The sequence below is a fragment of the Pantoea sp. ICBG 985 genome (genome assembly GCF_002928365.1).
Taxonomy (GTDB): Bacteria; Pseudomonadota; Gammaproteobacteria; order Enterobacterales; family Enterobacteriaceae; genus Pantoea; species Pantoea dispersa.
Genome location: NZ_POWM01000003.1, coordinates 300,765 through 315,017, shown reverse-complemented (window position 1 = coordinate 315,017; position 14,253 = coordinate 300,765). Strand labels below are relative to the sequence as shown.

The following is a 14,253-nucleotide window of genomic DNA, read 5'->3' as shown; positions in this document are numbered from 1 at the left end:
AACGTATAAACACCTTCAGCCTGACATGCTAAGAAAGCGGCAGGATTCAGCGCGCCGTTAACTGCTGCAGCGCCGCTGCGCTGGCGGCATCATCCGGCACATACACCAGCAGGCGGTCGCCGTTGCGTGACGCCGACCACCAGTTGTTCTGGCGTAGCGTCATTTCGCCCACTTCGGCACGGTAAAAGCGTTTCACGCGGTTTTCTACCTTGCCCAGTTCGTAGCGCTGCCAGGTGTGCGCGAACTCATCGGAACTGTTCAGCAATCGCGCCAGGAAGCTCTCCCAGTGCGGATCGCCCAGATGCTCGCCCATCTGACCGCGAAACATCGCCACCATCTGTGGCATTACTTCGTCCCAGTCGGTCATCACGTTGCGCCAGCCGGCATGGTTGAACGCCAGCCAGATACAGTTGCGATCTTCCGGCGCGATCTGGGCTAAATCGACGCCCATCAGTGCACACCACGCCTGGTTATAGCCGAGGATATCGAAGCGCGGCGTTTCGATGATCGCCGGTAGCTGAATGGCATCCAGCATTTGCTGATTATGTCCGGCGAGTTTGCAGCAGGCAGCGGCGACGCGCGTCGATGGCAGGGTGTGTCCGGCCAGCGAGAAAAGATGCTGCGTCTCAACATCATTGCATTGCAGGGCGCTGGCGATGGCCGTCAGCGTTTTGGTGGAGGCTTTGATATCGCGCCCCTGTTCCAGCCAGGTGTACCAGGTGACGCCGACATCCGCCAGCTGCGCTACCTCTTCACGGCGTAAACCCGGCGTGCGGCGCTGACGCATGCGCGGTAAACCGAGGCGGTTAGGATCCAGGCTCTCACGGCGCGTACGTAAAAAGGTACCGAGTAATTTACGGTTGTTCAGCTCAGCGGGGGTAAGGGTTTGCGCGGTGCTCATCAGCAGCTCTCCAGACGAGACGGGTAGAATTTATACCATGATAATCAAGAACTGGTACCCGTTTAATGGTTAGGTGATGCTATGCCGTAGTGAAACTAAAAACAAGGTTAACGCTATGCAGACATCGCAACTTCAACGTGCAGGACTGGTGGTCCTGCTGGCCGGGCAGCTATTGCCGATGATCGACTTTTCCATAGTCAACGTCGCGCTGGATGCGATGGCGCAATCGCTGCGTGCCTCGCCGATCGCGCTGGCGCTGATCGTGGCGGTGTACGGTATCGCTTTTGCTATTTGTCTGGCGATGGGCGGACGCTTGGGTGATAACTTTGGCCGCCGTCGCGTGTTTCTGGCTGGCGTCTGGATCTTTGGCATTGCGTCATTATTGTGCGGCATCGCTAACAGCGTCGGCATGCTGATGTTTGCGCGCGCGCTGCAGGGCGTCGGTGCCGCTTTTATGGTGCCGCAGATTCTTGCCACGCTGCACGTTACGCTGCAGGGCAGGGCGCATGCGCGGGCCATTGGCCTGTACGGCGGTATCGGCGGGCTGGCTTTTATTATTGGCCAGGTGCTGGGCGGTTTTTTGATCAAAGCCGATATTGGCGGCTACGGCTGGCGCAGCGTGTTTCTCATCAACCTGCCGATCTGCCTGTTCGTCCTGCTGACCGCGCGCCGCTTCGTGCCGGAAACGCATAACCTCAAGCGCGTGCCGGTGGATGTGAGCGGTACGCTGCTGCTGGCTGGCGCGATCGGCTGTCTGATGCTGGCACTCGCGCTGGGGCCGCTGCTGCACTGGTCGTGGCCGTGCCTGTTACTACTGGCGCTGTTTCCGTTGTTTCTGCATCGGCTGCGTCATAGCGCGCTGCGACTGGAAGCCGCTGGCGGATCGCCGCTGCTGCCGCCCTCGCTGCTGCGTCTTTCCAGCGTGCGTTTTGGTCTGACGCTGGCGGTGCTGTTCTTCTCCTGCTGGAGCGGCTTTATGTTCGCGGTGGCGCTGACGCTGCAATCCGGCATCGGCATGACCGCTTTCCAGTCCGGCAACGCGTTTATTGCCCTTGGTGCGGCCTATTTTATCGGCTCAATGCGTACTACCCGCATGGTTGAGCGCTATGGTAAACGTGCCACGTTACTGTCTGGCTGTGCGATTCAGATGGTCGGGCTGGTGGCGCTGATCGCGACGCTGCAGCTGAAGTGGCCGCAGGTGGGCATTGCTACGTTGATTCCGGCTACCGCGCTGATTGGCTTTGGCCAGTCGTTTATTGTCAGCACCTTCTACCGCATTGGCATGAGCGGGGTGCCGCATCATCAGGCCGGCGCAGGCAGTGCGGTGCTGTCTACCGTGCAGCAATCGGCGCTGGGACTGGGACCGATGCTGCTCGGCGGCGTGTTCACCCAGATCAATCAGCATGGTAATCATCTGGCAGCCATCAGCGGTACGCTGGCGGTGGAGTTGCTGATGATGGCACTGCTGGTGGTGCTGACCAGCGTCAACCGCCGGACGTTCCAGCCGGCGACGGCTGAAGGCTGACGCCGGAGGGAAAAAGTCAGCCCGTCTGGTCACCGTAGACCGTGACCCTGCAAGGTAATAACAGGTTTTTGGGCCGGGTGCGCATTGATGCGCCCCGGCACCTGAAAACCGCGCCGCGCTTACTTTTCCGCCAGGCGTAAACCACTTTCGGCATCGAACAGATGAATTTTTTGCGGATTGAAACCGATGCGCAGCGTCGCGCCACTGCTGGCCGCATGCCGTCCGGCCATCTGCATATGCAGCGCATGACCGTGCCAGTCAAGGTGCAGCAGAGTTGATTCCCCGGTAATCTCCACCACATTCACCCCCGCAGGCGCGCCGTCCTGCACTTCGCACAGATCGTGCGGGCGCACCCCCAGCGTCACGGCAGCGCCTTCACGTTCCCGCGCCACCGCCTGCCACTGCGCGGGCAGCGGTTGCCACCAGTCCTGACACTGCACGCCCGTCACGCCATCGTGCGTCAGCAATTGTGCCGGTAACAGGTTCATGGGCGGCGAACCAATAAAACGCGCCACAAAGGTATCTGCCGGACGATCGTAGATCGCCAGCGGTGCGCCCTGTTGCACGATGCGTCCCTCTTTCATCACCACAATCTGGTCGGCCAGCGTCATCGCTTCTACCTGATCGTGCGTGACATACACCATGGTGGTTTTGAAACGCTGATGCAGCGATTTGATCTCGGCGCGCAGCTCCATGCGCAGCTGGGCATCAAGGTTAGAGAGCGGTTCGTCAAACAGAAACACCTGCGGATTACGCACCATGGCGCGGCCCATCGCCACGCGCTGACGCTGCCCACCCGATAGCGCGCGCGGGTAGCGTTGCAGCAGCTTATCAATGCCAAGAATCGCGGCGATGCGCGCGATTTTCTGCTGCTGCTCATCGCGGCGTACCTTCTTCACCTGCATGTGAAACGCCAGGTTTTCGGCCACCGTCAGATGCGGATAGAGCGCATAACTCTGAAACACCATCGCAATGTCGCGATCGGCGGGATCGCGATCGTTAATCTGCACTTTATCCATCAGAATCGCGCCGTCGGACAGGCTCTCCAGTCCGGCGAGCAGGCGCAGCAGCGTCGACTTGCCGCAGCCGGACGGGCCGACCAGCACGGTAAAGCTGCCGTCGGGAATGGTCAGGTCGAGCGGATGCAGCACCGACTGTTTACCGTAGCGCTTGGCCACTTTAACGAGTTCAACACCGGCCATAATTTAAAACTCCTGTGCGCATAGTTGCAGTTGTTGCCAGTCGGGATAGCGACGTGGCTGCGTGCTGATTGCCAGTGAGGCCACCGCAATGCCCCATTGCAGCGCGGTGGCAAGATCCTGCTGATGCAGCAGCGCGGTGAGAAAGCCGGCGTTAAAGCTGTCGCCGGCACCGATGGTGTCGACCACCGCGACCGCGCGACCGGGCTGTTGCAGGCTGTGCTGACGTTGCCAGCAGCCTGCGCCCTGCGCACCGCATTTCACCACGCAGCCGCCGCGCCCGCTGAGCCGTTGCGCCAGCAGGTGCGCGCCGGTGTGCAGATCATCTGTGCCACTCAGTCCGAGCGTTTCGACTTCATTGAGCAGCAGCCAGTCGCACTGCGGCAGCCAGCGGGCGATCTGCGCGCGTACCTCATCGCTCCAGCCCTGCGGCGGCCAGCCGGTATCGACGGCGGTGATAAACCCGCGCTGCTGCAGTTCGGCCAGCAACTGCGGATAGTCGTCATACAGTTGCAGGCAGAGAAACGTGCCGCACAACAGCACGATATCGCCGCTGCTGGCTTGCGCCGGGAGCTGGCTCAGCACGTCCTGCGCGCTGAGCCGCACAATGTGACCGAGATTACTGAGGAACGATCGCTCGTGATCGGAGTGCGTGACGCCAACGGTGAGCGAGGTTTCGCAGGGGTAGCGCGTCCAGTGCGCCGCGCTGTGCGGAAAATGGCTCGCCAGCCATGCGCTGAGGCCGTCATCGCCCTGATTAGCGACGGCGCGATGGCGCACCTGCATCGCTTCCAGCGCCAGCGCGCAGTTGCCTGCCGAACCGCCCGGACGCAGCTCACTGTGCTGCAGCATCACTTCGGTGCCGCGCTGCGGCCAGCTGTCCAGCGTACCCATGATGACATCGACATTGATATTGCCCACCACGTAGAGCGTGGCGCGGGCTTCTTTATTGCTCATCATCCTTTGCTCCCGCCACTGGCAAGGCCGCTGACCAGCGTTTTTTGCAGCCAGATAGCGATAAAGAGAGGAGGAACCGACGCCAGAATACCGACGGCGGCAATCAGCCCATCGTCAGTGGCGCGGCCTGCGGTAAAGCCGGCAATGGTGACCGGCAGGGTTTGTGCGGCGATGTTACTGGTGAACAGCAGGGCGTAGAAAAATTCATCCCACGCCAGCAGCCAGCCAAACAGCGCCGCCGCGCCCAGCACCGGTTTCGCCAGCGGCAGCGTAATGCGCAGCAGCACCTGCCAGACGCGCAGACCATCAAGACGCGCGGCCTGTTCGATATCCTGCGGCAGGGCATCAAACTGGTTTTTCAGCATCCAGGTAAGAAACGGCAGAATCAGCGAGCAGTACACGATGATCAAACCGGGTCGGGTGTTGAGCAGATCGAACTGCTGCAGCAGAAAGTAGAGCGGCAGCACAAACGCCACCGGCGGCACCATATAGATAGCCAGAGACGCGAACAGCCAGCCGTCACGGCCGCGATAGCGCGAGAAGCTGAACGCCGCCGGGATCGCCAGCAGCAGGCACACCAGTGTTGCGCCGGTTGCCACCAGCAGGCTATTACCCAGCGCATGCAGAAACAGCGCGCCGGGCTGGCCGGGTTCCAGCGAGATCAGCCTGCCGTAGCGGCTGAAATCCCACTGGCGCGGCAGCCACTCCAGCGGCACGCGTGTCAGATCGCTGGTGGCGCTGACGCTCATCAGAAACAGCCAGCCCATCGGTGCCACGACGGAGAGCGCCACCAGCAGCGCCGCCGCGTATTTAGCGCCGGTACGCAGTTTAACCTTCATAGGCACTTCCCCGACGGCGCTGCCGCCACAGTAATAGCATGTAAAGGGTGATCAGCACCGCGCACAGCAGCGTCATTAACATGGCATAAGCCGCACCACTGCCGGCGCGCAGGTAGCTGAAGGATTCCTGATAGACGTAAAAGCTCAGTGTTTTGGTGCTGTCGACCGGACCGCCGCGCGTCATCACATAGATGATGTCGAAGATCTTAAAGGCGTCGATGGTGCGTAACACCAGCGCCACGCTGAGCGATCCGACAATCGCCGGAAAGGTGATGGCACGAAAACGCCGCCATGCCGATGCGCCATCCAGCCGTGCCGCTTCGTAAAGATCCTCCGGCACCGACTGCAGCGCCGCCAGCACCAGCAGCGTCACCAGCGGATAGTTTTTCCAGATGTCGGCAAACATTACTGCGTTGAGCGCGGAAGCCGGCGACCCCAGCCAGCTGCGGTAGCCATCAATGATACCGAGCTGCGTCAGCAGGGCGTTGATACTGCCGTAGTCTGGATTGAAATTGAGGCGCCACATCATGGCGTTCACAATGGTTGGCAGCGCCCACGGCAGAATCACCAGCACGCGCAGCACGTTACGTCCGGCGAATTTCTGGTTGAGCAGCAGCGCAACCAGCACGCCGATGACGCCTTCAATCGCTACCGACACCACGGTGAAGTAGAGCGTGCGCCACAGCGAGGTTTGAAAATCCGCATCGGTAATGGCGTAGAGATAGTTCTCCAGGCCAATCCATTGCGGCGCTTCCCCGCCGCTGCCAATCAGCGCGGCGTCGGTAAAACTCAGCCAGATAGTGCGCAGCAGCGGCCAGGCGGTGAGCAACAGCATCACCAGTAGCATGGGTGCCAGCAGCACCCACGCCTGCCGTTGTTCGCGTTGACGCAAACTCAGCATACTGACCCCTTAACGCAGACGCGCCGCACTTTTGTCTACCGCCTGCATGGCTGCTTCCGGTGTCGCGCTGCCGACCAGAACCTGTTGCAGCTGCTGCTGCAGGGTGTTGGAGAGACGTGAATAATCAGCGGTTTCCGGACGCGACAGCATGACATTCAGCGATTTGTCGGCAGCAGCGATCAGGCTCTCCTGATTCTTACTGACCGCGGGATCCTGGTAGGAGCTTTTCCAGATCGGCAGACTGAGCGTGGCGTATTTATTCTGTACCGGCTGCGAAGTCATGTAACTGATGTACTGCCACGCCTGATCCGGATGGCTGCTGCCTTTGGCAATGCCCAGACCCATCGAACCGTTGACCGCGCCGAAACGATTGGGCGCATCGCCAGGTGCCGGCATGATACCAACCTGGCCGGCGACTTTACTCTGTTTGGCATCGTTGGCCATGTTGTACATGTAGGTCCAGTTGAGAGCGAAAGCCGCATCGCCGTTGGAGAAGGCTTTGCGCACGTCCTCTTCCAGATATTCGCGCGAAGCCGGGTTGGTCAGGCCCTCATCAAGCGAGCTTTTCATCAGCTTCACCGCCTGCAGCGAGGCTGGCGTTGAGAAATCGAGCTTACCGTTGTTATAGAATTTGCCGCCGAAACCGGAGACCAGCGTGGTGTAGTCACACACCAGCGCTTCCGCCTGTGACCAGCTCCATACCAGCGGATATTTAACGATATTTTTCTGCTTAATGATGCGCGCATCATCCATCACCTGCTGCCAGGTTTGCGGCAGATCTTTGATGCCGGCTTTTTCCAGCATCGCTTTGTTGTAGTAGAGATATTTGGTGTCGAGGATCCACGGCATGCCCAATGTTTTGCCTTTGAACACCACGGTGTTCAATGCGCCGGGGAAGATTTTCTCTTTTTCATCTGCGCTGATGCGGCTGCTGACATCCTGCAACAGGTCGAACTTGCTGAATTCCGCCGGCCAGATGGCATCAAACAGCACCACATCGTAACCGTTGCCGCCCGCGCCGCGTGCCGCGACAATCTTATCGTGCAGCGCTTCGTAAGGAACAAACTCCAGATTGACCTGCACGTCCGGGTGCGCTGTCTGAAACGCCTGAGTCATGGCGCGGATGTCGTTTTCACTGTAGGCCGCCTGCGTCATAAACAGGGCGTTGAGCGTAGTGGTAGCCGCTGCCGCGCTGCCCGCGCAGGCGAACAGTACGGCGGCAAAACAACCTTTCATCTGATTTTTCATTGCGTTCTCGCCTTCATGCAGTAGAGGGTGTTTAATTAAATCAATTTGATTGATTTAATATCGCGCACAGATTGCCAGCGCGCAGTGGCTGACAGCAGTGAGCTAAAGCAAGGGACGTGCCAGGGCAGAAAACAACGCTGCCATCCGACACTACTTTGCACAGATTTTTGCCGCTGTCAGGTAAACAGGTTGTAAAATGTGTGGCCGATCATAGATATTGAGGCGGCGGTCCGCAGCGGATGTAAAAAAGAGGGAAGCGAGCAGGATGAAAACGTCGGGAACCAATCTGGAACATGCGCGCGCGCACAATCGCCGGGTGATTATCGAAGCGATTCGCCTGCACGGCGAGCTGACCCGTGCCGAGCTGGCGCGGCTGACGGCGCTGACACCGCAAACCGTCTCGAATATCGTCGCTGAACTGGAGCAGGCGGAGTTGCTCACCAGCCGTCAGCCGCGCAAGCAGGGCCGCGGTCAGCCGGCGATTCCGGTCACCCTGAATCCGGCCAGTGCGTTTTCCATCGGCATCCATCTCGACCATCAGACGCTACTGATTGTGCTGGTGGACCTGACCGGTGAAATCCATTTTCGCCGCCTTATTATGGTGCAAAAACCGCAGCCGGATGCCACATTAGCGCGCATTGCCGGGGTGCTGGCGGAGATCAAACAGCAGACCGGGCCGCGCTGGCAAAAAGTGCTGGGTATTGGCGTGGTGATGCCGGGGCCGTTTGGTGTGGAGGGTATCTCGTCAATGGGGCCGACCACGCTGCACGGCTGGGAGGACGTCGATATCGCTGCGCGTCTCGCTGAGATGAGCGGACTGCCGGTGACGCTGGAGAATGATGCCACCGTCGCGGCGATTGGCGAACGCTTTCACGGCGTGGCGCGTCATCTTAATTCCTTTATTTATCTGTATATTGGCACGGGCCTGGGCGCGGGCATCATCATGGATGGCCATGTGTACAGCGGCCATGCGCACAACGCCGGTGAAGTGGGGCATGTGGTGGTGGAACCCGGTGGACGTGAGTGTTACTGCGGCAATCACGGCTGCCTGGAGCGTTATGTTTCGCTGCAGGCCGCTTACGAATTCTGCGGGCTGGACCCGATGAGCGCGCTGCCGGAAGATTTACTGCAGGTTGATCCGGCGCTGTTTGATCGCTGGATTGATACCGTGCTTACGCCGCTGCGACAGGGTATAAACATGCTGGAGTGTATCTTTGATGCCGAGAGCGTGATTATCGGCGGCATGATGCCAGCGGTGTTGCTGGATAAAATCATTCAGCGCCTGCCGCCGCTCTACCAATCGGTGCGCGGCCGCTATCTGACCGGCACGCGACTCAAGACCGGCATGACCGGCAGCGACACCGCCGCCCTCGGCGCAGCGGCTCTGCCAATTTTTGATGAGTTTAATCCGCAGTTCCAGGTGCTGATGAAGTGAAAAACGCGGCCAGCGTCCGCCGCTGGCACCCGTTATCATCCATATTGTCTGGTGCCAGCCAGGCTGTAAGTGCCTGCTGAACAACAGGCCATTCACCATCAATCATTGAGAGCCAGTCGGTATCGCGATTGCGCTGTTTACGCGTCATGGCCTGGCGAAAGCGTCCCTCAAAGGTAAAACCAATGCGCTCGGCAGCCCGGCGTGAAGCCAGGTTTAACGAATCACAGCGCCATGCAACGCGACGATAGCCCAGCGCAAATGCCTGGCGCAGCAACAGGAACAAGGCTTCCGTACCCATGACGTTACGCTGCATCAGCGGTGACCAGGTGACGTGACCGATTTCTATCGCGCCGTTCTGCATATCAATACTGGCAAAACAAACCACACCCACGGCACGCTGATGTCTGTCCATGACGGCATAACACACCAGCTGGCGATCGCTGATTTTATGCTCAATCCAGCTCTCCATCTCAATCAATGACTGTGGCCGGCTGGCGCCCAGCCAGGTCCAGTCGCGATCGTCTGGGGCGAGTGAAAATGCCGTAAACAGCGCCTGGCTGTGGCTCAACTGCAATGGCGCAAGCTGACAAAAGCGCCCTGACAGATTTTCTGCTGGCGGATAGCTGGCGGGTTGCCAGTCCGGTAAGGCAAAACCGATGGGCTGACAATAATGGTTATGACGTGTCACGTTGATTTCCTTCGCCGTGGTGTCGCGCATGATGTCCGGTAAATGAAACCAGAATATCATCGGCACTTATATCAGCGTTTTACCGCATCACCCAGTGTCCGGCGCTCACTTCCTGATAATGCCGTGTTTCCGGCACAAATCCATTGGCACGCACCGGGCTCTTCAGCTCGCTGACGTCCACGTGCCGTTTTAAATGGCGGCGCGCCGGATCGGGCACCGGCACCGACGCGAGCAGTTTTTGTGTGTAAGGGTGCTGCGGATTCTCAAAAATAGCCGCGCGCGGACCAATCTCAACAATCTCTCCCAGCAGCATCACCGCCACACGATGGCTGATACGCTCCACTACCGCCATATCGTGTGAGATAAACAGATACGACAGATTCAGGCTGTGTTGCAGATCGAGCAGCAGATTGATGATCTGCGCTTTCACGGTGACATCAAGGGCGGAAACCGACTCGTCGGCAATGATCATTTTCGGATCGAGCATCAGCGCACGGGCAATGCAGATGCGCTGACGCTGGCCGCCGGAAAATTCGTGCGGATAGCGTTTCAGCATGGTTGCGGGCAGGCCAACGCGCGTCATCAGTTCGGCCGCTTTGCTCTGTGCAGCGGCCTTACTGCCCAGCCGATGCTGTAAAAAAGGTTCGGTGAGGGCTTCCAGGACCGACATACGCGGGTTAAGGCTGGCAAACGGATCCTGAAAAATCATCTGCATGGCGCAGCGCAGCTTGCGTAGTTCTTGCCGGGAGAGGGTGAGCACGTCGCTGCCGTCAAAAGCAATCTGCCCGGAGTTCGGCTGCACCAACCGCGTCAGCGAGCGGCCGGTGGTGGATTTGCCACAGCCGGATTCGCCGACCAGCGACAAGGTTTCACCCGGCAGCAGATCAAACGAGATATTCTCCACGGCGTGCACCGCACCGGTTTTACGGCTGAACAGCCCTTCGTGAATGCTGAAGCGCGTGCTGAGGTTCTTCACTGACAGCAGCGGCGTTTGCCCTTGCGGCGTCTGCCGCGCCTGCGCCACCGGCGCTTCGCCGTTGAGCGCAAACTTACGCGGTCCATCAATGCCGCGCATGGCACCCAGCTGCGGCACGGTCGCAATCAGCGTGCGGGTATACTCTGCCGCCGGGGCTGAAAAAATCGCGGCGGTGCTGCCGGTTTCCACCATCGCGCCCTGATACATCACCAGCGTTCGGTCGGCGACTTCTGCCACCACGCCCATATCGTGGGTGATGAACAGCACGGCGGTGCCTTCCTCCTCCTGCAGGGTCTTGATAAGGTCAAGGATTTGACCCTGAATCGTGACGTCGAGCGCGGTGGTCGGCTCGTCAGCAATCAGCAGTTTTGGACGCAGCGCCAGCGCCATGGCGATCATCACGCGCTGACGCATGCCGCCGGAAAAGTGGTGCGGGTAATCACTGAAGCGTTTGGCCGCGTTGGGAATACGCACTTTTTCCAGCAGCCGGATGGTCTCTTCGCGGGCGGCGCGTGCGCTGATTTTGCGGTGTGCGACCAGCGCCTCAGCAATCTGGTGACCGATAGTGAACGACGGGTTAAGGCTGGTCATCGGCTCCTGGAATATCATCGCGATGGCATTGCCACGGATATCGCGCATTGCACGTTCGCTCAGCGTGAGCAAGTCCACGCCGTTCAGCAGCACTTTGCCGCTGATACGTGCGTGACGACTATTCAGCAGGCGCATGATCGCCATCGAGGTAACACTTTTGCCTGAGCCCGACTCACCCACAATCGCCAGCGTTTCGCCGGCACCGAGGGTAAAAGAGACGTTTTTCACCACCTCACGCCAGCGGTCATCACTGCGAAACGCGACGGTGAGATTTTCGATGCTCAGCACCGGCGGGTCAGCGCGATTCATTGTGCCGCCACAAAGCGCGCCGAGCGGGTGCTGACCGGCACAAAGGTAAAATCAGTATCGAACGGATAAGCCGGCTGCAGCTTGCGCTTGCGCACCAGCCGTTCAACATACTGATCGACCACACCTTCCGACAGCGCCATCAGGTTGGGATTGGCAATCGGCGCCAGCTCGGGCGACAGGTAACCGGATTTTACCACCACAATTTTTGCCTGGCGCGGATCGAGTCCGAGCAGGGCGAAATCCGCCAGGTTGTGATAAGGACGACGCCGATCGGCAACCACCACGGTAATGCCTGCGATCTTCAGCAGCGCCTGACGGGCAACCGAACGGGCATCATCACTCAGCAGCAGCACGTCAAACTCGCCGCTGACTTTGCCGCCAGCAGGATCCAGCGTGGCACCGATAGTCAGGGAGAGCCGGGCACCGACGCCCGCGGCGAAGGCCGCCTCCGTGGCCGGTTTATCGGTAATGCCGGCAACGATGACATCCTGCGCATTTTGCCGCAGCAGTTCGGCCAGTACATCGGCCCGATCGCCCACGCCGCCGCCGGTTGGGTTATCGCCGGAGTCAGCGAGAATCACCGGCGCGGTATGACTGGAAATTGCCATGCGCACGCACTCTTCCGTACTGCCGGTCACGCAGCCAAACACAAATTGATCGCGCGCCTGCCAGTAAGCCAGCGCCAGTTTCGCTGCCTGTTCCGACAGCACATCAGCATCGGTACCGGTCATGATCGCGGCCGCCGTGGCGCGTGGCTCATCCGCCCAGACATAGCCCACCATCAGCGACGCATCCCAGATGTGTTCCAGCGCGTTAATGCCGGGCAGGCTGGCATACAGACTTTTGGCGGGTTCATCTTCCGTGCTGGTGCGCTCGCCTGGCAGCACCACGGGGATCGGCGCCCACACCACACCCGGTCGGATGCCGCTTTGCAGGCTATTGACCAGCATTGAGACGGATCGGCGCATGGTCTCTTCCACATCGATATGCGGTGCCGTGCGGTAGGTTGAAAACATATCGATCGCGTCGATGATGCGCTGCGAGACATTGCCGTGCAGATCGTAGCTGACGCTAATCGGACAATCGGGCCCGACCAGCTCGCGCGTCGCGCTAATCCAGTCGCCTTCCGCGTCTTCCATCCCTTCGACATAAACCGCGCCGTGCATCGCCAGGTAAACGCCATCCACGGGCAAATACGCCTCGAGCCGACGGAGAAACTCCTGTTTGAAGGCATCATAGGTCACACGTGCCACCGGCCCACCGGCAATGGCGCGGGCGTGAAAGGTCGGCAGAAATTCGGCCGCGTAATCCTGCAGAAAGGCGAAATAAGGATTGGTCGTCATCGCTTCACCCCGCACGATGCGGAAATCGTCGGCGTAATTGAGCACCGGATTCCAGGTACTGCATTCAGTATGAATTCCACCATAGGCAATGCGCATAACAGACTCCGCTAGTCGGGTAAGTGAACGATAAAACGGTAAGCCGCCACACTGGCTGCGGCGCGGGCCCAGCTCAACTGATCAATCGCCATGCTGGCGATGGGCGTCTTGCCCATGATTGAAGGCAACACGTGACTATCTACCGCCTGCATCACCACGGTTCTGAGCAGGCCGTCGAACGCATCCGGCTGATGAGCGATGACAATCATCTCCGGATCGTTCATCTGAATGATATTGGCAATGGCGAGGCCAAGTGCGTCACCTGCCTGGTGCAGAATTGCGATCGCGGCGCTATTGCCTTTTACCGCCAGCGCTTCCAGTTCGGCAACGCTGGTGCAGGGCAGCTGTTTGTCACGCATGCTTTCACGCATCGCAGTGAGCGACGCCAGCGTATCAAGGCAGCCGCGTTTGCCGCAGCGGCACGGACGCCCGCCGGGCTCTACGGTACAGTGAGCAATTTCACCGGCCCCACCGTGCGCGCCGCGGTGCAGCTGCCCCTGAAAGAAGTGCGCGGAGCCAATGCCGTCGCCGTGGGAAATCAGGGTGAAATTCCGTGCCTTTTTCGCCACGCCGAAAATCTTTTCGCTGACCGCCAGAGCTTTGGCATCGTTTTCCAGTGACACCTCCAGACCGGTTTGCGCGTTAAGCAGTGCCGCCAGCGGGACGTTTTTCCAGCCCAGCAGGGCAGACTGAACGCACACCGCCTGGTTTTCATCCACAAAGCCGGAAAGCGTGACGCCCAGCCCGATGAGCTGATCGGCGGAGATGCCTTTTTGTGCAAGCAGGCCGGGAATGGCGGCGGCCAGCGCGCCAGCCAGCAGCGCAGGATCGGGATTCAGCGGCATGTGGGTACTGGCCAGGATGCGACCGTGCATATCCGTCAGCACCAGATACACATCGTCACCGAGCAACGACGCACCGAGAAAATAGGCGCTGTCGGCACGCATTTTTAATAACACCGAAGGCCGACCCTGACCGTTACTTTCCGGAATGCTCTCCTCAAGCAGTCCTGCGCTAAGCATCTCTTTGATTAATGTGCTGATTGCGGCTTTACTCAGCTTCATTTTTTCCGCAATTGCCGTGCGGCTCATGCCATGCGAAGAAATTAATAAACGCAGAATTTGTTGCTGATGAGCATTAAGCATCCGGATTCTCACGGCACAGGCTGTATTTGGCCGACAATAATCAGCCATGAAAACAAATTCAAGCGTATTTAGTTTATTTTCTGAATGCAGATCGAATTAT

General features: G+C 59.3%; 12 protein-coding genes. 2 read left to right on the top strand and 10 right to left on the bottom strand.

Annotated features, from left to right (window positions below):
• Window positions 1-46: 46 nt before the first annotated feature.
• A complete protein-coding gene (locus C1Y42_RS10885; protein WP_058770343.1) occupies window positions 47-901 on the bottom strand; it encodes a helix-turn-helix transcriptional regulator in 855 nt (284 codons plus the stop codon).
• A 115-nt stretch (window positions 902-1,016) separates the two neighbouring features.
• Here C1Y42_RS10885 and C1Y42_RS10880 point away from each other — a divergent pair, with 115 nt between their 5' ends.
• On the top strand, window positions 1,017-2,426 hold the full coding sequence (locus C1Y42_RS10880; protein WP_058770342.1) for an MFS transporter: 1,410 nt from the start codon (window positions 1,017-1,019) through the stop codon (window positions 2,424-2,426).
• Window positions 2,427-2,545: 119 nt separating this feature from the next.
• Here the strand turns inward: C1Y42_RS10880 and C1Y42_RS10875 are convergent, their stop codons facing one another.
• The 5 genes from C1Y42_RS10875 to C1Y42_RS10855 are packed head-to-tail and all read right to left on the bottom strand — an operon-like array spanning window position 2,546 to window position 7,570.
• A complete protein-coding gene (locus C1Y42_RS10875; protein WP_058770341.1) occupies window positions 2,546-3,628 on the bottom strand; it encodes an ABC transporter ATP-binding protein in 1,083 nt (360 codons plus the stop codon).
• Between the two features lie 3 nt (window positions 3,629-3,631).
• The gene (locus C1Y42_RS10870) at window positions 3,632-4,582 is read right to left on the bottom strand and encodes a carbohydrate kinase family protein (protein ID WP_370445696.1); all 951 of its coding nucleotides are present in this window, start codon (window positions 4,580-4,582) and stop codon (window positions 3,632-3,634) included.
• Window positions 4,582-5,421, bottom strand: a complete 840-nt coding sequence (locus C1Y42_RS10865; protein WP_058758999.1) for a carbohydrate ABC transporter permease — start codon at window positions 5,419-5,421, stop codon at window positions 4,582-4,584. The genes C1Y42_RS10870 and C1Y42_RS10865 overlap by 1 nt, the downstream gene beginning before the upstream one ends.
• On the bottom strand, window positions 5,411-6,322 hold the full coding sequence (locus C1Y42_RS10860; RefSeq protein ID WP_021508901.1) for a carbohydrate ABC transporter permease: 912 nt from the start codon (window positions 6,320-6,322) through the stop codon (window positions 5,411-5,413). Before C1Y42_RS10860 ends, C1Y42_RS10865 begins: the two co-directional genes overlap by 11 nt.
• A 9-nt stretch (window positions 6,323-6,331) precedes the next feature.
• On the bottom strand, window positions 6,332-7,570 hold the full coding sequence (locus C1Y42_RS10855) for an extracellular solute-binding protein (protein ID WP_104093420.1): 1,239 nt from the start codon (window positions 7,568-7,570) through the stop codon (window positions 6,332-6,334).
• Between the two features lie 265 nt (window positions 7,571-7,835).
• Here C1Y42_RS10855 and C1Y42_RS10850 point away from each other — a divergent pair, with 265 nt between their 5' ends.
• Window positions 7,836-9,005 carry an ROK family transcriptional regulator gene (locus C1Y42_RS10850; protein ID WP_058759002.1) on the top strand — a complete coding sequence of 390 codons (1,170 nt, stop codon included), beginning with the start codon at window positions 7,836-7,838 and terminating at the stop codon, window positions 9,003-9,005.
• On the opposite strand, the gene C1Y42_RS10845 is transcribed toward C1Y42_RS10850, so the two are convergent.
• From C1Y42_RS10845 to C1Y42_RS10830, 4 genes are all read right to left on the bottom strand, one after another.
• Entirely contained in the window at window positions 8,974-9,693 is a 720-nt protein-coding gene (locus tag C1Y42_RS10845) for a GNAT family N-acetyltransferase (protein ID WP_199188977.1), read from the bottom strand. The two genes, C1Y42_RS10850 and C1Y42_RS10845, sit on opposite strands and share 32 nt — an antisense overlap.
• A 79-nt stretch (window positions 9,694-9,772) precedes the next feature.
• The gene (locus tag C1Y42_RS10840) at window positions 9,773-11,569 is read right to left on the bottom strand and encodes an ABC transporter ATP-binding protein (RefSeq protein ID WP_104093419.1); all 1,797 of its coding nucleotides are present in this window, start codon (window positions 11,567-11,569) and stop codon (window positions 9,773-9,775) included.
• Window positions 11,566-13,008 carry a M81 family metallopeptidase gene (locus C1Y42_RS10835; RefSeq protein ID WP_104093418.1) on the bottom strand — a complete coding sequence of 481 codons (1,443 nt, stop codon included), beginning with the start codon at window positions 13,006-13,008 and terminating at the stop codon, window positions 11,566-11,568. Before C1Y42_RS10835 ends, C1Y42_RS10840 begins: the two co-directional genes overlap by 4 nt.
• An 11-nt stretch (window positions 13,009-13,019) precedes the next feature.
• A complete protein-coding gene (locus C1Y42_RS10830; protein WP_058781055.1) occupies window positions 13,020-14,153 on the bottom strand; it encodes an ROK family transcriptional regulator in 1,134 nt (377 codons plus the stop codon).
• Window positions 14,154-14,253 lie beyond the last annotated feature (100 nt).